This window comes from Sorangium sp. So ce448 (assembly GCF_051520915.1).
GTDB classification, from domain to species: domain Bacteria; phylum Myxococcota_A; class Polyangia; order Polyangiales; family Polyangiaceae; genus Sorangium; species Sorangium cellulosum_B.
In genome coordinates, this window is record NZ_CP150343.1 from 5,618,743 (window position 1) to 5,641,112 (window position 22,370).

The window sequence follows — 22,370 nt, forward strand, 5'->3', positions numbered from 1 at the left end:
CTCCACTCGTGGGAGGCGGCGGAGAACACCATGCCTGAGATGATTGCGAATCAAGCGATGCCCCCGTCCGATTACGTCCGCATCTTCGACACGACGCTGCGCGACGGCGAGCAGTCGCCGGGCGCGACGATGACATCGTCGGAGAAGCTCGAGATCGCGCTCGCGCTGGCGAAGCTCGGCGTCGACGTCATCGAGACGGGCTTCCCCGCCGCTTCCCCCGACGATCTGCTCGCCGTCCAGACGATCGCCGAGCGCGTGGGATCGGCCGCGGTCACCGGCCGCCCCGCCGCGACCCCGCCGATCATCTGCGCCCTCGCCCGCGCCACCAAGGTCGACATCGACAAGGCGTGGGAGGGCGTCGCCCGGGCCGCGCACCCCCGGATCCACACCTTCCTCGCCACGAGCGACATCCACCTCAAGCACAAGCTCCGGATGACCCGGGCCGAGGTGCTCGACCGCGTGCGGGCCATGGTCGCGTACGCGCGCGACCTGTGCGCCGACGTGGAGTTCAGCCCCGAGGACGCCGGCCGGAGCGAGCCGGAGTTCCTCTACCAGGTGCTCGAGGCCGCGATCGCCGCCGGGGCCACCACGCTCAACATCCCGGACACCGTCGGGTACACCATCCCGAGCGAGTTCGGCGCGCTCATCGCCGGGATCCGCAAGAACGTCCCGGGGATCGACCGCGCCATCGTCTCGGTCCACTGCCACAACGACCTCGGGCTCGCGACGGCCAACGCGCTGGAGGGCATCCGCGCGGGCGCGCGCCAGGCCGAGGTGACCATCAACGGCATCGGCGAGCGCGCCGGCAACACCGCGCTCGAGGAGATCGTCATGGCGCTCGCCACGCGCCGGGCCGTCTTCGGGCTGCGCACCGGGATCGACACGACCCAGATCGCCACCGTGAGCCGCCTCGTCAGCGCGGCCACGGGCTTCAACGTCCAGCCGAACAAGGCGATCGTCGGTGCCAACGCCTTCGCGCACGAGTCCGGCATCCACCAGGACGGGATGCTGAAGCACCAGGAGACGTACGAGATCATGCGGCCGGAGATGGTCGGGGTGACGCAGACCCGGCTCGTCCTCGGCAAGCACTCGGGCAGGCACGCGCTCCGCAACCGGCTGGAGGAGCTCGGCTACCACCTCGACGAGGCCCAGCTCGCGGCGGCGTTCGCCAGCTTCAAGGCGCTCGCGGACAAGAAGAAGCACGTCACCGATCCCGATATCGAGGCGATCGTCTCGACCACGCGGGCGCAGGCCGACGATCTCTACACGCTCGACGCGCTCCAGGTCGCCTGCGGGAGCACCGGCATGCCCACCGCCACCGTCCGCCTCCGCGGGCCGGACGGGGCGCTGCACGTCCGCGCCGCGATCGGCACCGGGCCGGTGGACGCCGCCTACCGGGCGATCGACGAGATCGTCCGCGTTCCGAGCAGCCTCCTCGAGTTCTCTGTGCACGCGGTGACCGAAGGCATCGACGCGCTCGGCGAGGTGAGCGTCCGCGTCCGGGCGGACGCGACGTCGAGCAAGCGGCACCCGCAGCACGACGCCGCGGCGCGCGTCTTCCACGGCCACGGCGCTGACACCGACATCCTGGTGGCCAGCGCGAAGGCGTACCTCACCGCCCTGAACCGGCTCCTCGCGACCTACGGCGTCGAGCCCAAGGACGACGCGGCGGCGTCAGAGAGCAACCAGAGCGGCCACGGCGCCGCCGTCGAGACCGCGAGGTAGGGCCGTGCGCCGAGCGCAGGAGGCCCCCCAGGGGGGCGACGAGCTCGGCGACCCGATCTCGCTGCACAAGGAAGTCGAACCTTATGAATCCGCCTCATAACGGCGCGGAGCAGGGCGCCCGCCCCTCGGACCGCGTCGACGTCTACGACACAACGCTACGGGACGGCACCCAGCGCGAGGGCATCTCGCTCGCGTGCGAGGACAAGCTGAGCATCGCGCGCCACCTCGACGCGTTCGGCCTGACCTTCATCGAGGGCGGGTGGCCCGGCTCGAACCCGAAGGACGCGCAGTTCTTCGAGCGGGCGAAGGACATCGAGTGGAAGCACGCGAAGATCGCCGCGTTCGGCTCGACGCGCCGGGCCTCGCTGGCCCCCGAGGACGACCCCGGGCTGCGCGCGCTGCTCGCCGCCGGGACGAGCGTCTGTACGATCTTCGGCAAGAGCTCGGTCCAGCACGTGACGGCGGTGCTGCGCACGACGCTCGACGAGAACCTCCGGATGATCGAGGAGACGATCGCCTTCCTGCGCGCGCACGGCCGCCGCGTGATCTACGACGCCGAGCACTTCTTCGACGGGTTCGCGCTCGACCGGTCGTACGCGACCGAGACGCTGCGCGCCGCCGTGCGCGGCGGGGCGGAGGTGGTCACGCTCTGCGACACGAACGGCGGCTCGATGCCCTGGCAGATCGAGGCGGTGGTGGCCGAGATGAAGGCGGCGCTGGGCCACCCGCTCGGCATCCACGCGCACAACGACGGCGAGTGCGCGGTCGCCAACTCGATCGCCGCCGTGCGCGGAGGCGCCCGCCACGTCCAGGGCACGATCAACGGCTATGGCGAGCGCTGCGGGAACGCGAACCTCTGCGCGATCATCCCGAACCTGGAGCTGAAGCTCGACCTCCGGGCGCTCCCGGAGGGGGCGCTCCGCGGGCTCACCGAGCTCTCGCACTACGTCGCCGAGGTGGCGAACCTCTCCCCCGACGATCACATGGCCTACGTCGGGCGGAGCGCCTTCGCGCACAAGGGCGGCGTGCACGTCGCGGCGATGCGGCGCGAGCCTGCGTCCTACCAGCACATCGATCCCGCGCTCGTCGGCAACGCGATGCGGACCGTGGTCAGCGAGCTGTCGGGCCGCGGCAACCTCCTCAGCAAGGCCGAGGAGTTCGGGCTCGAGGTGCCGACGGGCGCCGAGGTCGAGGTGCTGGAGCAGATCAAGGAGCGCGAGGCGCGCGGATCGTCGTTCGAGGCGGCCGAGGCGTCCGTCGCGCTGCTGCTCCGCCGGAGCGCGCCGGGCTACAAGCCGCCGTTCCGGCTGCTCGACTTCAAGGTCATCGCGGGCCAGCGCGAGGGCGTCGGCACCTTCGCCGAGGCGATGATCAAGATCGCTGTCGACGACGAGGTGGTGATCACGGCAGCCGAGGGGTCCGGCCCCGTCAACGCGCTCGACGGCGCGCTCCGCAAGGCGCTCGCGCCCGTGTTCCCGGCCGTGCGTGACATCCAGCTCGTCGACTACAAGGTGCGCATCCTCGACGGGCGCGACGGCACCTCGGCGACGACGCGCGTGCTCATCAACAGCCGCGACGCGCACCGCCAGTGGAGCACCGTCGGCGCGTCGACGAACATCATCGATGCGTCCTGGCATGCGCTCGCGGACGGGATCGAGTATGGGCTCACGCTCGCAGCGAGAGAGCCACAGCAGTACACATCCACGTTGCCTGCCAGCGAGGTCGCATGAAGGCCAATATCGTTCTTTTGCCCGGCGACGGCATCGGCGTCGAAGTGGTCGCCGAAACCCGCGCCACCCTCGACGCTGTCGCCGCCCAGTTCGGCCACAGCTTCAGCTACTCGGAGCACCTCATCGGCGGGTGCGCCATCGACGCGACCGGCACGGCGCTGACGCAGGAGACGCTCGACGCGTGCCGCGCGGCGGATGCCGTCCTGCTCGGCGCCGTCGGCGGCCCCAAGTGGGACAACCCGAGCGCGAGCGTCCGCCCCGAGCAGGGGTTGCTCGCGCTGCGCCAGGGGCTCGGCCTGTACGCCAACCTGCGGCCGATCCGCCTGTTCCCGGAGCTCATCCAGGCCTCTCCCCTCAAGGCAGAGCGGCTCGCGGACGTCGACATCCTGGTCGTCCGTGAGCTGACGGGCGGGCTCTACTTCGGCAAGCCGCGCCTCCGCGAGGAGGTGAACGGGCGCCGGCGCGCGGTCGACACACTCGAGTACACGGACGAGGAGATCCAGCGCGTCGTCGAGCTCGCGTTCCGCCTCGCGTCGTCGCGCAGGCGCCTCGTCACGTCCGTCGACAAGGCGAACGTCCTCGAGTCGTCGCGGCTCTGGCGCACGGTGGCGACCGAGGTCGCCGCCCGCCACCCGGAGATCCGCATCGAGCACCAGCTCGTCGACTCGTGCGCGATGCGGCTCATCACCGCGGCCGCGGCGTTCGACGTCATCGTCACCGAGAACATGTTCGGCGACATCCTGACCGACGAGGCCGCCGTGCTCGCCGGCTCGCTGGGGCTCTGCCCGAGCGCGTCGCTGGGCGATGGGACGCGCGGGGTCTACGAGCCGATCCATGGCTCGGCGCCCGACATCGCCGGCAAGGGGCTCGCCAACCCGATCGGGACGATCCTGAGCGCCGCGATGCTGCTCCGGCACTCGCTGCGGCTCGACAAGGAGGCGGCCGTGCTCGAGCGCGCGGTGGCGCAGGCCATCGCCGGCGGCGCGCGGACGGCGGACCTCGGCGGCAAGCTGTCGACCCAGGGGATGGGCGAGGCGGTCCGCGCGAAGCTCGCGGGCTGAGCGCTCCCTCCAGGCGGCCTCGGGCGAGCCCCTCACCGGGGCTCGCCGCGCGCGATCGACGGCGCTCGCGCTCTTCTCGCCCCCTTCCCTGCACGGCCATCGACGCGTAGACACAAGGCCCCTTCGCGGGCCCCCCTGCGCGTTGCTCCCAGGCTGTCCAGTCCACCGCTTTCCTCGCTCGAATCCATCGCTCTTCGCACCCGGCCATCGACCAGGACGGGACGGTATGTGTCGTGGACGGGTCCGTTGGGGGCCCTGACGATCTCCTGTGCGAACCGCGGGAGCATGTGCTCCGGAGACGCAATCGCGCGGATCTCCCCCATCACCCTTCACGCTGGAGATCCTGGCGGACGACGCGATCGTGCGAGCCTTCATGAAGCATCCTTCGCCGCGCGACGCCACGCTCGCGGCCGACGCCTGGGTGCTCCGCGCCATCCGATTCATCTCCGTTGATCGTGCTGTTCGCATTCTAGGCACCACGCCCGAAGCCTCATAAGGACAGGCCTCCCCGCGCCCGGTCCTCGCCAGCATCGCAGTCCGGCGCGCCTGCGCTCCTCTGCGCTGGCCAGCCAGAGCGATGGCGCTGCGTCCGGCGCCCTGCATCTGCGAAGAGCGCGCGTAGCCCTTGGAGCACGTGGGAGGCCGGCGAGCGCCGCGCAGCCGCGGCTTGCGCTCTCCCGGGTGGCCGCGGCTCGCTCCCTCCCGGAAGGAGCGCGTGCGCGTCCCTCGCGGCGCGCGCGGCCCCGCAGAAAGCGTCCATGGTGTCTCAGGTGTCCTGTCTGCGGTAATCGACATCACCACCCGAACACCACACATGATCGTGCGGCGGGGGATCTCAGGTCCCCGCGTGTCAAAGCTCGTCGCCGTGACGGGCGATGACTCCATTCGACATGGATTGATGTGCACAGGAGAACGGGAACATGAGCCAATTGACGAAGTTCGCATCGCTCATCGCCCTCTCGACGGCCCTCTCCGCGGCCGGTTGCATGGCCGAGGCGACGACGTCGGACGCGCCCACCGACGACGTGATGAGCGAGACCGACGAGGCGAAGCAGGCGTTCCAGGCCGAAGAGACGGATTCCGCTGATCAGGAGTCGAGCGCGAATCCGGCGATGGACGAGAGCGCCACGGACCCCAGCGCAGCAAGCGCCAGCGCGCCGGCCCCCGGCGCGCCCGATGTCGGCGCCGTGGACCCCGGCTCGGCGACCCCGACGGGCGAGGAGGGCGTCGGCGAGAAGCCCGATGCGGCGCGCTGGTGGGGCGGCGGCTGGGGCTTCCGGCCCTGGGGCGGCTGGGGCGGCGGCTGGGGCTTCCGGCCCTGGGGCGGCTGGGGCGGCTGGGGCTTCCGGCCCTGGGGCGGCTGGGGCGGCTGGGGCGGCTGGGGCTTCCGGCCCTGGGGCGGCTGGGGCGGCGGCTGCGGCTGGGGCGGCTGGGGCGGCGGCTGCGGCTGGTAGGACGCCGCGCTAGCACGGTTCGCTTGAGAAGGCCCTGCTGACGCCCGCTCCGCGCCCCTGGTGCGGCGCCGCCGCGGCTCGGTCCTCGCCACGGCGGGACGCTGGCAAGGTGAGCGGACGGCGAAGCGACGGGCCCCCTGACGGGTCGAGGCTCCCTCACGCGGCCGCGGAGGGGCCTCGACCGCCACCGCGGTGCCCCCGGATCGCCCGCACGGGTCTGCGAGCGGTCCCGGGGTACCCGGGGCCAGGCGTCGGCCTCGACGAGGCTCGGGACGCGGCTCACGAGGAAGCGAGTCCTCGTGGAGCACCACCACGTGACCCCCATGCAGGTGAGAGCGGAGGCCGCGCGCGCGGCGTGACGGCCCTATCGAGCGGAGGCCGTCCGCGTCGAGCCCCCGCGCGCCGCGGTGGAGCGCTCGGGCGGCGCTTCCGGGCGGCCGAGCTTCTCCGCGCGCTCGGTCACCCAGAAGCGCTCCGCGTCGGCCGCGGTCCAGGCAGACTCGTCGAGCAGCGGGAGGAGCGCATCGGACAGCGCCCGCGCGCTCTGGAAACGGTGGCGCGGGTCCTTGGCGAGGCACCGCAGGACGAGGCGGTCGACCGCGCGAGGGACGGTCGGGCCGCGCCGCACGGAAGGCGCGAGGGGCGCCTTCGTCATGTGGGCGGCGAAGAGCTGCCCCGACGACGAGCCCTCGAACGGCAGCTCCCCCGTGAGCAGGAAGTAGAGCGTGCCCCCGAGCGAGTAGATGTCGCTGCGCGCATCCGCCCGATCGCCGCGACACACCTCCGGTGCCATGTAGGCGGGCGTCCCGCAGAGCATGCCGCTGTTCGTGAGCTCGGCGTCGCGGCCGCCCTCGACCATCCGCGCGACGCCGAAGTCGAGCAGCTTGAGGAAGTCGTGATCGTCGCCAACGCGGGTGACGAAGAGGTTCTGCGGCTTGATGTCCCGGTGGATGATCCCGGCCTCGTGCGCCTCGATGAGCGAGCGGCAGGCCTGCAGGGCGAAGCGCAGGGCGCGCGCCACGGGCATGGGGCCGTAGCTGCGCACGATCGCGGCGAGATCGGCCCCGCGCAGGTGCTCCATGGCGATGTAGTAGATGCCGTCGTCGCTCGCTCCGAAGTCGAAGATCCGGATGGTGTGCGGATCGCTGAGCTTGCTCGCCGCGTGCGCCTCCTGCTCGAAGCGCTTCGGCACCGCCGGGTCCGGCGCGTCCCGCGTCCGGAGGAGCTTGAGGGCGACGTCGCGGTGGAGCGTCTCGTCCCACGCGAGCCAGACCTCGCTCATCCCCCCTTTGCCGATCGGCGCCTCGAGCCGGTACCTGCCCAGCTTGCGCGCCTGATAGACCTGCTGCTGCGCGGCCCACACGACGTGGCTCGACAGCGCCCCGATCACCCCCGAGGCAGGGACGAAGATGTAATGGCTCGCGGCCGTGAGCAGCGTCGTCGGATCGAGCCACGCCGCGTGGATGGATGGGGAGAAGATCGCGGCGATGCCCATCGTCGCCGGGAAGGCGAGGAACATCGCCGCGGAGGCGAGGAGGGCCTTGCTGAACGGCGCGGGCACGAGCGCCGTGCGGAGCAGCACGACGATGGAGAGCCCGTGCATGTATGCGCTCGTCAGGCCGCCGAAATCGAGCGCCATCAGCGAGATGAAGATCGCGGCGGTGAGGAACGCGGCCTCGTACCCGAGGAGCACGACGCGCCCCGAGAGCGTCGGGCGCCCCGAGAGCCGGTACACGGCGAGGGAGAGCGCCTGCTCGACGACGCGCAGGACGATGCAGCGCCACACCGGCGCCGCGGGGTACAGCACGGTCGCCATGAACACGTCGACAAGCGTGAACGCCGGCCATATCCAGAGCGCGACCCGGAAAGCGCGGCGGACCGCGCGACGGACGCTCTCCGTGTCGTGGGCGCCCGGAGCGCTGCGCCGCGTGCCGAGCGGGCGAGTCTCGCGCTCTCTGAGCGTGCGCGCCGCGGCCGAGCGCTCAGCGCGGAGAGCCTCTCGGAGCAGCGCACGCTTCATGGCAATCTCGAGGGTCGCCAGAGCCACGCCGAACGTCAAGCGAGCGTTGTTGGCTTCTCGTGCGGCAGGTTTCCTCGGCCACGATGCCGGGCTGCGCTGCCCGCCGTCTCCCACCCCGGATGTCGTACCAACATGACCGTTCGCCGCCCCACATGCCGTGTTCGTCCGCCGTGCACACACATGCCCGTGAGGTCATGAATCCTGTCAGCGCCTCGGGGGGAGCGGCGTGGCGGGTCGCCGAGGCGCGGCGAGGTGACCGGGGCGCCTGGGGGCTGGGGTCTCGCTCGTCGCCTTGGCCGCCGGCCCGCGGCGCCGCTCGCGCCCGGCGCCGCGGGCTCGAGCTCAGCGGGCCCCTTACGCCTCGGGCCGCGGCGGTCGCCCTGGTCAACCGGCCGGATCCATGCTTGAAAGCTCGCCACTGTGCCGCTCTCGCCCGAAAGCTTTCGCCGGCTGTTCGCAAGCCGCCCCGTCGTCCTCGCGCCCATGGAGGACGTGACGGACGCGGTGTTCCGCCGCATCGGCCGGGAGCTCGGCGCCGAGCTGTGCGTGACGGAGTTCGTCAACGTCGAGGGGCTGCTGCGCGGGTGCAAGACCGCGCGGCGCAAGCTCGCCCTGGCCGACGGCGATCAGCCGACGGCGATCCAGATCTACGGCGCCAACCCGGAGCGCCTCGCCGAGGCCGCGCGCGTCGCCGAGCAGGCCGGACCGGCGTTCCTGGACATCAACTGCGGCTGCTGGGTGCCGAAGATCGCCGGACGAGGCGCGGGCGCGGGCTGGCTCCGCGATCCGGAGGCGATGGTGGCGATGGCCCGCCTCGTGACGCGCTCGGTCGCCCTCCCGGTCACCGTGAAGACGCGCATCGGCTGGGGACCGGAGTCCCATATGCCGATCGTCGACCTCGCGCGCCGCCTCGAGGACACCGGCGTCGCCGCGCTCACGATCCACTGCCGCACGGCCCAGATGGGGCACAGCGGCGCGGCCGACTGGAGCTGGGCCGCCCGGGCGCGCGAGGTCGTGTCCATCCCTGTCGTGGTGAACGGCGACATCAAGACCGCTGACGACGCGGCCCGCGCCCTCCGCGAGACGGGCTGCGCCGGCGTGATGGTCGGCCGCGCCGCCATCGACCACCCCTGGATCTTCCGCGAGGCTCGGGCCCTCCTCGACGATGGCGTGCACCTCCCGCCGCCGACGGCCGAGGAGCGGCTCGCCCTGTGCCGCGCGCACCTCATCGCGAACACCGAGGCGCGCGGCGAGCCGCACGGCGTGCGCGTGACCCGGCGCCACCTGACCGGCTATCTCCGCGGCCTCCCCGGCGCGTCGGCCCTCCGGCGCGAGCTGCTCTTCTGCGACAGCCTGTCGGGGTGCCTCGACATCCTCGACAGCGCCGCGCAGCGGCTCGCGGCCTGAGGCGCGGCAGCCTGAGGCGCGGCAGGCCGGCGGCGGCGCCGTCTACATGCCCACGGGCGTCGCGTCGTCGACCGGCGCGGGCTCGCCGTTCGGCCGCTCGGCGCCCGGCGGCGCGCCCATGGGATCGTGCGGCAGGCTCCCGCGGTGCGAGCGGAGCAGCACGTGAGGCGTCGCCAGGAGGAAATTGGAGACGCGGGACGTGTAAATGTCCGCCGAACGCTCGATCTGCCGGGCCAGGTGGCTCTTGTCGTTGCCCGTGCGGAGGAGCAGCCCCCACCTCGGGTTCAACGTCTCGGCCGACGCCTTCGCGAGCGGCGCGATCCGCGCGTCGAGCGCCGCCAGGCTCGCCTTGAGCTCGTTCATCTTCGCCTGGATCTCGCCCTCCGTCGCCCCGGCGACCGGCCCGTAGCCGGCGCGCATCCGCTGGAGCTCCAGGCGCAGCCTGGCATAGACGCGCTCCGCGTCCTCCTTCTCCCGCATCCAGAGATCGAGGCGCGCCTCGGCCCCGCGCGCCTCCTCGATCGCGAGGATCTCGTCCTCGAGCTCCCGGATGATGAGCGCCGTGCGCCAACGCAAGGCGCTCTTCGACACATGCACATCCCCATAGATGTGATCGCCGATGTAGAGGATCTCGTCGCCGGACAGCCCCAGGTGGTGCTCGACGAGCCCCGCGTTGCCGCCCAGGTAGTGCCCGCCCACGCGCAACCGGCCGGCCGGGCGCAGGAGGCCATCCTCCGTGACCACCTCGAAGAGCGGGCTGCGGCTCGAGAAGAACTCCGGCTTCCGCGCGGAGACGATGACCACGTCGAACAGGTCGCGCCACGTCATGCCGCCCGGCAGGAAGCGGTCGAACGCGTAGCTCATCATCGCGCGCGTGTAGACCCACTCCGAGTTCGTGATCAGGACGAGCTTCTTGCCCGCCTCCCGCTGGTCGAGCAGCGTGAGCGGGATCTCCGGATCGAGCAGCACGAACCGGTCCGGATCCCCGATGATCTCGGCCTTCAGCTGCCCCTCCATGTGCGTCGCGTCGAGGCGATCCTTCACGCGGCGATAGAGGTCGCTGTAGCCGAGCACCTCGGGCAGCCGGCGCTGATCGAGCAGATCGACCAGCTTCGCGTACATGCACCCTTCCGACAGGGAGAAGAGCGTGTTCAGGAAGACGTAGCGCCCGTCCGCGAGGTCGACGATCGTCCGCGCGTAGGTCGCGCGCTGGGTCTCGAAGTCGATCGGCTTCGTGCCGTGGAAGGCCCGCTTCACATAGCCGAACCGATTCACCTTGAGCAGATTGCCGAGCTCGGTGTCCAGGATGAGCCCTCGGATCACGAGGTCCGGCTCGAACGTCAGGTCCCCGACCGGCCAGCCCTCGCTCTCCAGGAGATGCCGGAGGTGCTCATAGGCCCGACGCTCCCACGCCTCCACCCGGTAGTGGATCAGCGTGTAATCCATGTCGTATCCGATCGCCTTGATCGAACGGAGATTCAGCGTCCGGTTGCAGAAGATCCCCCGCTGCTTGGGCGGCGGGGCGGCGAGGCAATCCAGCTTGTCCATGGTGATCGCCCGGAGAGCGGTCGTGAGGCATACCAGGGACCCACGGCGTTGCCCACCCGGACAATCACCGTCACCCCGCCGTCAGGAGGGCGCGTTCGGCGTGTCGATGTCGTCGTGGGCGCGCACGCGCATGCACGGCCTCGGTCGTCGTGGCGTCGTGGCGTCGTGGACGCGCACGCGCGGCCTCAGCGGCGCCTGAGCCGGCTCTTCGCGCTCTGCCGCCGATCGATGCTCGTCGCGGGCCGAGCGGACCGCCCGTTCGTCGGCGCTCGACGGGGGTCGCCGCGGTCGTCCGCCTCCCACCCGTCGTCTTCCTCGTCTTCGTCGTCCTCGTCGTCGAACAGGTCGTCGTCGTCCTCGTCGTCGTCCTCGTCGCGCGCCTCGGCCCGGCGCACCTCGAGCCCGAGCATCGTGAGCGCCTGCTCGAGCGTCAGCGCCGTCTTCACGGCCTCGAGCTCGACCCCCATGGCCTGGAGCGTCATCGCTATCTCGGGGCTCAGCCCGGACAGGATCGTCGGTGTGCCCATGAGCCGCGCGGCGGAGGCCAGGTTCGAGAGCACCGCGCACAGGTGGCTATCCATGATCCAGACGGCCGTGAGATCGATGACCAGCCCCTTCGCGCCGCTCTCGTGGATGGCCCGCAGCACCTCGGTGTTCAGCTGCTCCGCGAGGTCATCGGTCACGTCCCCCTGGATGGGCACCAGGATCCGGTCCCACAGGTTGATGATGGGAAGGCGCTTGAGCTCCATGGTCATCCTAAGGTTCGATGTCGGCGATCAAGACCGTTGAGTCATCGTGCGAGCGCCGGTGTCGGCTCATGAGGGCGCGGCAGGCATCCGCGGCCTTCATTCCACGAAACAGCGATAGATCGAAGCGAGGGGAGACCCCGTCGGTGAACACGACGAGCCGGTCGCCCCGCGCGAGCTGCGCATCGAAGATCCGGACCTTGCTGAGCGATGCGCCGAGGATGCCCGGGCTCTGGAGCCACTGCACGCGCGTGCCGTGCGACATCAGCTCGACATTGCCGATGCCGCAGCCCTGGAGCCGCCCCTCCCGGAAGCGACAGATCATGCCGGCGGCGCCGCGGGTGCCGCGGAGCCGCACGTGGAGACGATCGATGAGGGCGCGGACGTCCTCGCCGCTCGGCGCGTCGGCGAGCGTCTTGAGCGCGACGTTCGCCGCGGCCGCCGCGTGCTCGCCGTGGCCGAGGGCGTCGATGACCGCGAAGAGGACGCCGTCTTCCCCGGCCCGCACGAACGCGGCGTCACCGCTCACGAGCTCTCCGTCCTTGGGGAGGATCGCGTACTCCACGGAGAGCTTCACAGGTGGACCTCGATCTCCACCCGCGTGCCCTTCGGCCCCGAGTCGATATGAAAGCGATCGGCAAGCCGCTTGACCCCGATGATGCCGCGCCCCATACCGGTCTTGCTCTTGTAGCGCCCGGCGAGGATCTCCTGCAGGTTCTGGATGCCTGCGCCCTCATCCACGGCGACGATGAGGAAGCGGACCGGGCTGTCGCGCTGCACCGCGAGCTCGATCGTCCCGCCAGGGGTATAATGGACGATATTTCGCGCGAGCTCGCTGACGATGGTCGCGACCTTGTGCGACGTGAAGCTCTTTGCGCCTGCCGCATCGCAAACGGCCTTCGCGCTCAGGCGCGCCTCGCTGATGTCGGCCTCCACGTTGATGACCATGACCTTCGAGCGCCGCGAAGGTCGTTCGCCGCCAATCGCCGAAATTTCCGACCTGAGCCGACCCAGCCGCGTCGGATCCACATAGAGTCGGGCTCGGCGCTCGATGCTCGGAAGGATGTCGGGGAGGTCGTCGAGCGAGAACGCCTCGGGCTGGATCTCCGCCTCCCGCATGGCCCGAAGCAGGACTCCCTCTGCGTTCATCGCCGAGAGATAGCCGAGCAGGACGTTGAGAATCTGTTCGTGCGCGGGAGTCATCCGGAAAGCGCCTGGACCGGCAGGGTACCGGGGCCCCGGGTCCGCGTCGAGTGCGCGGCGACGGCATCGCCGGGTTCGCCAGCTGTGAGGCGGAAACCGCCGAGCTCCGGACGGACAGCGCCAGCAGGGCTCGCTCGGTCCATCGCCCGCATCGCCCAGCCCGTGCCCGAGCTGACCGGACGACCTACGGCCGGCTCCAAGCAACGCTCGTGCCTGGCTGACCAGCCCACCGAGATCGCTCAGGCCGGGTAGTACGACGCCTGGCCTTGACGCAGCTCCTCGGTGATCTTGTTCTCCGCAAGGAGCTTCTTGAGTGGCTCCTGGAGCTCCGCCGCAGGGGTCCCCATCGCCAGCGCAAGGTCGTCGATCCCTTGCCCAGGCTCGATCTCCACATGGGCGAGCAGCGCCTCGGCAATCTCGTCCCCGGAGCTCCCGGACGACAGGCTCGCCGGGTTCGCTGGGTTCACCGGAGCGGCCTGTTCGGCGGCTTTCACGGGGGCCGTGACGGCGGGCGCCGGGGTGCGCGCGGCGCGCGACTTCGGCGCTGCGACGGCCGGACGCGCGCCGCCTCCGCTCGTCCGCGACGCGGCCGCCTTCTTGCGCGGCGCAGCGCGCGTCGGCGTCTTGGTCGGCGTCTTGGCCGACGGGGCGTTGCGAGGAGGCGCGGCCGGACGGCTCGGCGCCGGAGCGCGCTCGCCCTTCCGGACCGGCTTGGCGGGAGTCGCGGCCGGCCCGGTCGATATCCCAGCGGCGCTGATGTCGACTTGCAGGTACCGCCCAGCGGTCCGGAGAACGTCCTTACGGACCAGCGCTCTCAGGCCCTCCAGGAACTCGGCCACGGAAGCACGAATCTCATTCTCGATCTCGACATCGGATATCACGCTGCCGCCGTCTCATGAATCCCTCGGAATGTCAACGTCTTCCACGCACAGTGGCCCGCACAGGCCGGAGAAACCAGGTGTTCCTGCGCCGGTCGGCGCTCGCGACCGGACGCCGGATCCCTGGCTGGGGCCGCGCGCGTCCAGTGTGAATTTGCCGTTTTATCAAATGAAATGCTGGCAAGATCTGAAACGCATCGAGAGATCATCTCGGGCCCCTCCGTCCGCACGCACGGGCCTCGCGCTCGGGCAGAGATCGACTCGCCGCTCACGGCCGCGCCAGGGTGGCGGCCCTGTAGGTGTGCTCAAGCAGCCTTGACGGCGCGGAGCGACGCGCGGCGCAACGGGCGGAGCTGCGACGCCGTGAAGGCCGCGCCGAGGGCGAGCCCGCGGAGCGTCAGCCGCATGTGGAGGACATCGAGATACCCCTCGCGGTGCAGGGCGGTGATCGCCCGGCGAACGTCGGTCCGACGCACCTGAAGGGCCGTGGTCAATGTGTCGAGGGTCACCGTCTTGCCCTCGCTCTGGAGGGCAACCAGCGTCCGGAGAAGATGCGGAGCGATGTCCTTGTTGGTCATGGCGCGCACCGTAACCGCCCCCTGAACAGCCGTACAGTTTGTGGCGACGTTTTTCTCCGAGTCGCCTGCGAGGAGCGCTGGAGACGCCCCGAAGGCAGCCGTCGTCTATGGTAGGTCCTCCCCCGTGCGCGCCGACGCCTCACCTCCTCAAGCCGTGATCCTCGCCGGCGGACTCGGCACCCGGATGCGCCCCCGGACGGAGCGCACCCCGAAATTCCTGCTGCCCGTGGCCGGGCGGCCGTTCGGGGCGTGGCTCCTCGAGCGGCTCGCCGCAGCGGGCTTTGGTGAGGTGGTCCTCTGCGTGGGTCACCTCGGCGACGCCGTTCGACGGGCGATGGGCGACCGGTTCGCCGGCCTGCCGCTCCATTATGCCGACGACGGCCCCGATCTCCTGGGCACGGCTGGCGCGCTGCGCCGCGCGCTGCCCCAGCTGGCTCCTGTGTTCCTCATGACCTACGGCGACTCCTACCTCCCCTTCGATTACCTGGCCCCGCTCCGGGACCTCTGCACACACCCCGGTGCGCTCGGCACGATGGCCGTGTACCGGAACGAGGGTCGGTTCGACGCGTCGAACGCCGCGGTCTCGGGCGACCTGGTGGTGCGTTACGAGAAGCGGCGCGCGGGCGCGCCGCCCGACCCTGCGCTCGACCACATCGATTACGGCGCGACCGCGCTCCGCCGCGAGGTCGTCGAGGCGCTGCCGGCCGACGCGCCGCTCGGCTTCGAGGTGGTGCAGCGCGACCTCGCGGCGCGCGGCGTCCTCCGGGCCTTCGCGGTCGCGGCGCGCTTCCACGAGATCGGCTCGGAGCAGGGCCTCCGCGATCTCGAGGCCGCCCTCACGACCTCGGCCGCGACGGAGGAGCGGAGATGATCGTCTCTCGCGCCCCGGTCCGCTTCTCCCTCGGCGGCGGCGGGACCGATCTGCCCGCGTACTCCGGCCGCTTCGGCGGCTACCTCGTGTCGGCCGCCATCGACAAGTACATCTATGTGACGGCCAACAAGCGCTTCCACCGGGACATCCGCCTCGCGTACTCCAAGACCGAGATCGTCCCCTCGGTCGACGCGATCGAGCACCCGATCTTCCGGGAAGCGCTCCGGATGCTGGGAATCGAGCACTCGATCGAGCTCACGAGCGTCGCGGATCTCCCCGCGAACTCGGGCCTCGGCTCGTCGAGCTCGTTCACGGTCGCCCTCCTCAACGCCCTGCACACGTACAAGCGCGACTTCGTCTCGTCCGAGCAGCTCGCTCGCGAGGCCTGCTCCATCGAGATCGAGCGCCTCGGAGAGCCGATCGGCAAGCAGGACCAGTACATCGCCGCTTACGGCAACGTCACGGCGTTCACGTTCTCTCCGGACGGCTCGGTGCACGTCGAGCCCGTCCCGGTCCGCGACGAGGTGCTGGACGAGCTCGAGAGCAACCTGCTCATCGTGTGGAGCGGCGTCGAAAGAGCGGCCAGGATCGTGCTCTCGGAGCAGGGCCGGCGGCTGCAAGACCTGGAGCCCGCGGTGGTCGAGCGGATGCACCGCATCAAGGAGATCGGCCGCGACGTGCACCGCATCCTCGTCACGGGCAGGCTCGACGACTACGGCGAGCTCCTCCACGCCCACTGGACCCAGAAGCGTAAGCTCGCGTCCAAGATGACCGACGAGGTCCTCGACGAGATCTACGAGATCGCTCGAGGCGCGGGGGCGCTCGGCGGCAAGCTGATGGGGGCCGGCGGCGGAGGCTTCTTCATGTTCTACGTCCGGCCGGCGGAGCGGCGCCGGGTGCTGGAGGCGCTCGCCGGGAAGGGCCTGCGCGTCCTGCGCTTCCGCTTCGATCTCGACGGCGCGCGCATCGTCGCGAACCTGCACCGATCGTGAGCGGGCGCGCCGGCGCACCCCTCCTGCTGGGCATTTCAACGGGACTCTGGCTATAGATCGGCCATGCCTCAGAGCACGCACGACTTCGTCGAAAAGTACCTCCGCGAGACGTCCGAGATCGCCCTCGCGACGAGCCCCGACGACATGGCTCGCGTCATCGAGATCCTCTTCGATGCGTACCGGAGCGATCGCACCATCTACACGTGCGGCAACGGCGGCTCCGCGGCCAACGCGAGCCACCTCGCCTGCGACATCGCCAAGTTCACGTGGGTCGATGGCAAGCGGCGCTTCAAGTGCACCTCGCTCTGCGACAACGCGGCGCTCCTCAGCGCCCTCACCAACGACGTCGGCTTCAACCGCATCTTCCTCGAGCAGCTCGACGGCCGCATGGTCGCGGGCGACGTGCTCGTGTGCCTGAGCGTGCACGGCGGCTCGGGCGCCGATCGCGCCGGCCCCTGGTCGCAGAACCTCGTCGCCGCCGCGGATTTCGCCAAGAAGACGGGCGCCAAGGTGATCGCGCTCGTCGGCTACGACGGCGGCGCCCTGCGCCAGATGGCCGACGCCAGCGTGATCGTGCCGAGGACGCGGGCGGGCTACACGTCGACGCCGCACGTGGAGGGCTTCCACGAGGTCTACCACCACCTCATCTGCGAGCGGCTCCTCCAGCTCGTGGCCGAGAGCTGAGCCCCGCGTGGCGAGGCGCGGGATCCTGCTCGACCGCGACGGCACGCTCATCGACGTGGTGCGCGATCACGAGCTCGGCGTCGTCGTGACCGCGTTTCATCCGGATCAGATCCGCCTCCTCCCCGGCGCGATCGAGGGCCTGCGGCGCCTCGCGGACGCGGGGTTCCTGCTGGCGATCGCGACCAACCAGCCGGGCGCGGCGAAGGGCCAGGTCCCGTGGGGGGCGATCGAGCGCACGAACCGCGCGCTCGTCGATCGCCTCCGCGAGGCCGGCGTCGCGATCGCGGCCCTCGCGGTGTGCCCTCACCACCCCGAGGGCGGGCCGGGCGGCGATCCGGCGCTCATCGGCCCGTGCGATTGCAGGAAGCCCAAGCCGGGCATGCTCACGGCGCTCGCGCGCGATCTCGATCTCGACGTCGCGGAGAGCTGGATGATCGGCGACGCGCCGAGCGACGTGGCGGCCGCGCGCGCGGCGGGCATGCGGGCGGGCCTCGTCATGGATGGACGCCGCTGCGAGCTGTGCCCGCTCCGCGGCGAGGCTGATCTCCCCTGCCCCGATCGCGCGGCGCCGCGCCTCGATCTCCTGGCCGCCGAGATCCTCCTCGCCGAGCCGCGCGGCTAGCGGACTCGGGCGCGCCGCGCCGCGCCGCGCTGCACCGCCCGATAGCCCGCGCGCGGCGTGCTACCGTCCCGCCGTGACCCCTCCTCCGGATCACGACCGCGGCGCGCTCGACGATGGGGGCGCCCGCGACGACACCCCGGCCACCGCGGCCGAGCTCGACGCCCGCCTCTCGGCGGCCCGCTACATTTCCGATCCGGCGACCTCTCTCGCGCTCTGGCTCGCCCTCCGGATGGCGCGGCCGCTGCTGCTCGAGGGGCCGGCCGGCGTCGGCAAGACCGATCTCGCCCGCGCTGCCGCCGAGGCGCTCGGCCGAGGGCTCATCCGGCTCCAGTGCTACGAGGGCCTCGACGAGGCGAAGGCGCTCTACGAGTGGGACTACGCGAAGCAGATGCTCTACACGCAGCTGCTGCGCGACGCCGTCGCGAAGGAGATCGCTGGCGCGGCGAGCCTCGCCGCGGCCGCGCGCGCGATCGCGGGGAGCGAGGCGTCGTTCTTCAGCGAGCATTTCCTGATCGCGCGCCCGCTCCTCGCGGCGCTGCGGAGCGCCGCGCCGGTCGTCCTGCTCATCGACGAGGTCGATCGCGCGGACCCTGAGTTCGAGGCGTTCTTGCTCGAGGTGCTCTCCGACATGCAGGTCACGATCCCCGAGCTCGGCACGATCCGCGCCGCGCACCCGCCGCTCGTCCTGCTGACGACGAACGCGACGCGCGAGATGACCGAGGCGCTGCGCCGCCGGTGCCTGCACGCGTTCCTGGACTACCCGCCTCCGTCGCGCGAGGTCGCCATCCTCAAGGTCGCCCTCCCGGGGATCGAGCCCCGCCTCGCGGCGCAGATCGTGGCGTTCGTCGGCGCCCTGCGGGCCATGGATCTGCGGAAATCTCCCGCGATCAGCGAGACGATCGACTGGGCCCGCGCGCTGCTCCTGCTCGGCAAGCGCGCGGTGACGCCGGAGCTCGCGCGCGACACGCTCGGCGTCCTGCTCAAGCACCAGAGCGACCGCGGCGACGCGGAGGCGAAGCTCGGCACCCTCGTGCGGACCGCCGAGCACGCGGGCGCGGACGAGCCGGCTACCTGAGCTCGGCCACCTTCTCGCCGAACAGCTTCTCGAGCCGCCCGAGCATGGCGTCGTTCGGCTCGACGCGCAGATCACGCCCCAGCGACAGCACCGCCTCTGCACCATCGTCGAGCTGGATCACGAGCTGCACCGGGCACACCCCGGGGCTCGCCCGCAGGAGCGCCCCGAGCCGATCGATGTGCTCGCGCCGGGCGCTGCGCGACTTCAGCGTGATCGCCACGCTCCGGGTCTGCGCGAGGATGGCGTCGGCGAGCGGCTGCACCTCGTCGAGCATCAAGGTCGGCTCGCGCGGCGCGGCCTCGGCCTCCTCGGCCCCCTCGTCCACCATCGGGAAGCTGATCTTCCCCGAGATCAGGACCGGCTCCCCCCGGTTCAGGAGGTCCGCGTAGCTCTCGATCTGCTTCTCGCGCACCTTGACCTCGACCCGGCCCGTCGTGTCCTCGAGCACGAAGAACGCGATCTTGCCGCCTCCCCCCTTGAAGATGCGCTCTCGGTAGCCCTCGACCATCCCGCCGACGCGCACCCTGGCCCAGGCATCCATGCCGGCCAGCGCGCTCACCGCGGTCACGTCGAAGCGGTTCATGTCGACGCCGTACCGATCAAGCGGGTGCCCCGAGACGTAGAACCCGAGGGACTGCTTCTCCCGCGACAGCGTCTCGCGCAGATCCCAGTCCTCGGCCGTCGGGTAATCGTCCAGCCTCACCTCGCTCTTGGACGCCACCGCCGCGAACAGGCCGATCTGCGCGCTGTTCCGCTCCTTGCTCGCGGAGCGCGAGCGCTCGAGCGCCCTGTCGATGCCTGTGAACGCCCGCGCCCGCGAGATGCCCCGCGCGTGGAGGCTCGCGTCGAACGCGCCGCACTGCACGAGCGCCTCGAACACGCCCTTGTTGACCCGCCGCGGATCGACCCGCTCGGCGAAGTCGAACAGATCCGCGAACGCGCCGCCCGCGTCCCGCGCCTCGAGGATCGCCTCGAGCGCCGACTCGCCGACGCCGCGGATCGCGCCCATTCCGAAGCGGATCTTCGGGTCGTACGGGTCCCTCACCCGCGAGCCTCCGCGCCGGGTGCCGGCCATGCGCTTGCCGTTCGTCGCCGGCTTTGCGCTGTAGACGACGGTGAAGTCGGTCTTGGACTCGTTGATCTCCGGCGGGAGGATCTCGACCCCCCACGCGCGCCCCTCCGCGATGATCCGGACGACCTTCTCTATCTTGTCGCGGTCGGCCGTCATCAGCGCACAGAGGAACTCGACCGGGTAGTGCGCCTTGAGGTAGGCCGTCTGGTAGGTCAGCAGCGCGTACGCCGCCGAGTGGCTCTTGTTGAAGCCGTAGCCCGCGAAGTACTCGAGGAGCCCGAAGATGCGCTCGGCGTCCTCGGCCTTCACCCCGTTCTTGAGCGAGCCGTCGACGAACGTCGCCTTCTGCTTCGCCATCTCCTCGGGCTTCTTCTTGCCCATGGCGCGCCGGAGCAGATCGGCGCCGCCGAGCGTGTAGCCCGCGAGCTTCTGCGCGATCTGCATGACCTGCTCCTGGTAGACGATGACGCCGTACGTCGGCTGGAGGAGCTCGTCGACGAGCGGGTGCATCTTCTCGATCGGCTTGCGGCCGTGCTTGCAGTCGACGAAGTCCTTCACCATGCCGGTGCCGAGCGGCCCGGGCCGGTAGAGCGCCACCGCGGCGACGATGTCCTCGAAGGCGTCCGGCTTGAGGTCCTTGAAGAGCTGCTGCATGCCGCTCGACTCGAGCTGGAACACCCCGGTGGTCTCGCCCGACTGGAGGAGCGCGTAGGTGGCGGTGTCGTCGAGCGGCACCGTGTTCACGTCGAAGCGCGTGCCCTCCTTGCCCGCGAGGTCGGGCCGCGCGTTCACGAGCCGCACCGCGATGTCGATGACGGTGAGCGTCTTCAGCCCGAGGAAGTCGAACTTCACGAGCCCGGCCAGCTCGGCGTCGTCCTTGTAGTATTGCGTGACGAGCTGCTCGCCGTTCTTGAAGCAGGGGACGTGGTCCCAGAGCGGCCCCTCGCTGATCACGACGCCGGCGGCGTGCATGCCCGCGTGCCGCGTCAGGCCCTCGAGCTTCTGCGCCTGCTTCAGGAGCTCCGCGACCGTGGGGTCGCTCTCCTTGAGGGCCTTGAGCTTCGGCTCGATCTCGAGCGCCTCGGGGATCGTGTACATGATCCCCGGGCTCTTCTGCGGGATGAGGCTCGCGATCTTCTGCGCCTCGTTCGCGGGGAACGCCATCGCCCGCGCGACGTCCTTGATCACGCTCCGCGCCTTGAGCTCGTGGAACGTCGCGATCTGGCCGACGGAGGGTTTGTCGGCCTCCTTGCTGTACTTCTTGGTGACGTAGGAGATGACCTCGTCGCGCCGGTCCATGCAGAAGTCGACGTCGAAGTCAGGCATGCTCACGCGCTCCGGGTTCAGGAAGCGCTCGAACAGCAGGTTGTACGGGAGCGGATCGAGATCGGTGATCTCCATGGCATAGGCGACGAGCGAGCCCGCGCCCGATCCGCGGCCCGGCCCGACCGGGATGCCGTGGTCCTTGGCGTACTTGATGAAGTCCCAGACGATGAGGAAGTAGCCCGGGAAGTCCATCTGGACGATGACGTTGAGCTCGATGTCGAGCCGCGCGCGGTAGGTCGCCTCGTCCACTCTCCTGCCCGTCTGCGCGATCTGGGCGAGCCGCTTCGTGAGGCCGTCGTGCGCCACGTGCCGGAAGTACGAGGCCGAGTCCGAGAACCCGCCCGGCAGCGGGAACGTCGGGAGCATCGGCTTGCCGAGCTTGAGCTTCAGCGTCGAGCACCGCTCGGCGATCTCGAGCGTCGACCGCACCGCCTGCGGGTGGTCGCGGAACAGGTGCATCATCTCGTCGGCGGGCTTGAGGAACATCTCGAAGCTGCCGTGGTGCGCGGCGCTCGCCTCCGCGAACGTGCGGTTGGCCGCGATGCACGACAGGTAGAGCTGCCCCTCGCCGTCCTCGCGCGCGCCGAAGTGCGCGTCGTTGGTCGCGACGAGCGGGAGCCCCAGATCGCCCGCCGCCCGCGCCAGGATGCCGTTGAGCACCGACTGCTCGACCAGCCCGTGGTCCTGCAGCTCGACGTAGAGGCTCCCCGGCTGGAAGCAGTCCCTGAGCCGGCTGAGCGCCTCGCGCCCCTCCCCCTCGCCCTGCTCGAGGATCCGCTGGGCGACCACGCCGCCCATGCAGCCGGTCAAGCCGATGAGCCCCGCGTTGTACTGCGCCACCGTGTCGAGCCGCACGCTCGGCGCGAGCCCGCTCGCGGGATCGACGTGCCCCTTGGAGACGATGCGGACGAGGTTCTTGTAGCCCTCCTCGGACGCGGCGAGCAGCACGAGGTGATCGACGGGCGTCTCGTCCACGCCCGAGCGCGACACCTGCCCCGCGGCCGCGCCCCAGCTGCGGGCGACGTTGACCTCGCAGCCGATGATCGCGCCGATGCCCTGGTCCTTGCAGGCCTTGTAGTGCTGAATGGCCCCGAACATGTTCCCGTGATCGGTCAGGGCGACGGCGCGCATTCCAAGCGTTTTGGCGCGCGCGGCCAGGTCCTTGACGCGCAGCGAGCCGTCGAGGAGCGAGTACTGCGAATGCACGTGGAGGTGGATGAACTCAGCGGTCACAGCAGGCTTCCAGGTGGCTTCTCATCGTGGTGGTAATCGGGAAAGACAGGTAATCGGGGAGAGGGCGCGGACAGCGAGATCGGGAGGCGCAGGGACAATCTACCAGCGCTCGCTGGCGGGCTCACATATAGCGCATTGCGCTGCG

Annotated in this window: 18 protein-coding genes; 10 read left to right on the forward strand and 8 right to left on the reverse strand. The window is 70.8% G+C overall.

All coding sequences use genetic code 11. The features are described from left to right. Positions 1-30: 30 nt before the first annotated feature. The 4 genes from WMF45_RS21120 (at position 31) to WMF45_RS21135 (ending at position 5,970) form a co-directional block, all read left to right on the forward strand. The gene (locus WMF45_RS21120; protein WP_437718677.1) at positions 31-1,725 is read left to right on the forward strand and encodes a 2-isopropylmalate synthase; all 1,695 of its coding nucleotides are present in this window, start codon (positions 31-33) and stop codon (positions 1,723-1,725) included. 83 nt (positions 1,726-1,808) lie between these two features. After that, a complete protein-coding gene (cimA, locus tag WMF45_RS21125; RefSeq protein ID WP_437718678.1) occupies positions 1,809-3,455 on the forward strand; it encodes a citramalate synthase in 1,647 nt (548 codons plus the stop codon). Continuing rightward, on the forward strand, positions 3,452-4,516 hold the full coding sequence (gene leuB, locus WMF45_RS21130) for a 3-isopropylmalate dehydrogenase (RefSeq protein ID WP_437554146.1): 1,065 nt from the start codon (positions 3,452-3,454) through the stop codon (positions 4,514-4,516). Before cimA ends, leuB begins: the two co-directional genes overlap by 4 nt. A gap of 920 nt (positions 4,517-5,436) precedes the next feature. Beyond that, complete coding sequence (locus WMF45_RS21135; protein WP_437718679.1) at positions 5,437-5,970, forward strand: hypothetical protein; 534 nt, start codon at positions 5,437-5,439, stop codon at positions 5,968-5,970. A 364-nt stretch (positions 5,971-6,334) separates the two neighbouring features. Here the strand turns inward: WMF45_RS21135 and WMF45_RS21140 are convergent, their stop codons facing one another. Further along, positions 6,335-7,990 (reverse strand): serine/threonine-protein kinase, encoded by a 1,656-nt coding sequence (locus WMF45_RS21140; RefSeq protein WP_437718680.1) that lies wholly within the window; start codon positions 7,988-7,990, stop codon positions 6,335-6,337. Positions 7,991-8,410: 420 nt separating this feature from the next. On the opposite strand from WMF45_RS21140, the gene dusB reads away from it, so the two are divergent. Then, positions 8,411-9,397, forward strand: coding sequence for a tRNA dihydrouridine synthase DusB (gene dusB / locus WMF45_RS21145; RefSeq protein WP_437718681.1), 987 nt, complete (start codon positions 8,411-8,413; stop codon positions 9,395-9,397). A 42-nt stretch (positions 9,398-9,439) separates the two neighbouring features. Here the strand turns inward: dusB and WMF45_RS21150 are convergent, their stop codons facing one another. The 6 genes from WMF45_RS21150 to WMF45_RS21175 form a co-directional block, all read right to left on the reverse strand. Beyond that, positions 9,440-10,945 carry an HAD-IG family 5'-nucleotidase gene (locus WMF45_RS21150; protein ID WP_437718682.1) on the reverse strand — a complete coding sequence of 502 codons (1,506 nt, stop codon included), beginning with the start codon at positions 10,943-10,945 and terminating at the stop codon, positions 9,440-9,442. 185 nt (positions 10,946-11,130) lie between these two features. Then, on the reverse strand, positions 11,131-11,694 hold the full coding sequence (locus tag WMF45_RS21155) for an STAS domain-containing protein (RefSeq protein ID WP_437718683.1): 564 nt from the start codon (positions 11,692-11,694) through the stop codon (positions 11,131-11,133). Between the two features lie 7 nt (positions 11,695-11,701). After that, positions 11,702-12,268: a SpoIIE family protein phosphatase gene (locus WMF45_RS21160; protein WP_437718684.1), complete on the reverse strand. Its 567-nt coding sequence runs from the start codon at positions 12,266-12,268 to the stop codon at positions 11,702-11,704. Next, complete coding sequence (locus tag WMF45_RS21165) at positions 12,265-12,840, reverse strand: ATP-binding protein (RefSeq protein ID WP_437554160.1); 576 nt, start codon at positions 12,838-12,840, stop codon at positions 12,265-12,267. Before WMF45_RS21165 ends, WMF45_RS21160 begins: the two co-directional genes overlap by 4 nt. 293 nt (positions 12,841-13,133) lie before the next feature. Next, a complete protein-coding gene (locus WMF45_RS21170) occupies positions 13,134-13,733 on the reverse strand; it encodes a hypothetical protein (RefSeq protein WP_437718685.1) in 600 nt (199 codons plus the stop codon). 344 nt (positions 13,734-14,077) lie between these two features. Continuing rightward, positions 14,078-14,350 carry a hypothetical protein gene (locus tag WMF45_RS21175; RefSeq protein ID WP_437718686.1) on the reverse strand — a complete coding sequence of 91 codons (273 nt, stop codon included), beginning with the start codon at positions 14,348-14,350 and terminating at the stop codon, positions 14,078-14,080. 124 nt (positions 14,351-14,474) lie between these two features. Here WMF45_RS21175 and WMF45_RS21180 point away from each other — a divergent pair, with 124 nt between their 5' ends. The 5 genes from WMF45_RS21180 to WMF45_RS21200 all read left to right on the forward strand — a co-directional run bounded on the left by WMF45_RS21180 (position 14,475) and on the right by WMF45_RS21200 (position 18,594). After that, positions 14,475-15,221, forward strand: coding sequence for a nucleotidyltransferase family protein (locus tag WMF45_RS21180; RefSeq protein WP_437718687.1), 747 nt, complete (start codon positions 14,475-14,477; stop codon positions 15,219-15,221). Continuing rightward, positions 15,218-16,213 (forward strand): GHMP family kinase ATP-binding protein, encoded by a 996-nt coding sequence (locus tag WMF45_RS21185; protein ID WP_437718688.1) that lies wholly within the window; start codon positions 15,218-15,220, stop codon positions 16,211-16,213. The genes WMF45_RS21180 and WMF45_RS21185 overlap by 4 nt, the downstream gene beginning before the upstream one ends. A gap of 63 nt (positions 16,214-16,276) precedes the next feature. Beyond that, complete coding sequence (locus WMF45_RS21190; RefSeq protein WP_437718689.1) at positions 16,277-16,897, forward strand: D-sedoheptulose-7-phosphate isomerase; 621 nt, start codon at positions 16,277-16,279, stop codon at positions 16,895-16,897. Between the two features lie 7 nt (positions 16,898-16,904). Continuing rightward, positions 16,905-17,519 (forward strand): D-glycero-alpha-D-manno-heptose-1,7-bisphosphate 7-phosphatase, encoded by a 615-nt coding sequence (locus WMF45_RS21195; protein ID WP_437718690.1) that lies wholly within the window; start codon positions 16,905-16,907, stop codon positions 17,517-17,519. Between the two features lie 73 nt (positions 17,520-17,592). Next, positions 17,593-18,594, forward strand: a complete 1,002-nt coding sequence (locus tag WMF45_RS21200; RefSeq protein WP_437718691.1) for an AAA family ATPase — start codon at positions 17,593-17,595, stop codon at positions 18,592-18,594. Here the strand turns inward: WMF45_RS21200 and dnaE are convergent. Next, positions 18,587-22,225, reverse strand: coding sequence for a DNA polymerase III subunit alpha (dnaE, locus tag WMF45_RS21205; RefSeq protein ID WP_437718692.1), 3,639 nt, complete (start codon positions 22,223-22,225; stop codon positions 18,587-18,589). The genes WMF45_RS21200 and dnaE overlap by 8 nt on opposite strands. Positions 22,226-22,370 lie beyond the last annotated feature (145 nt).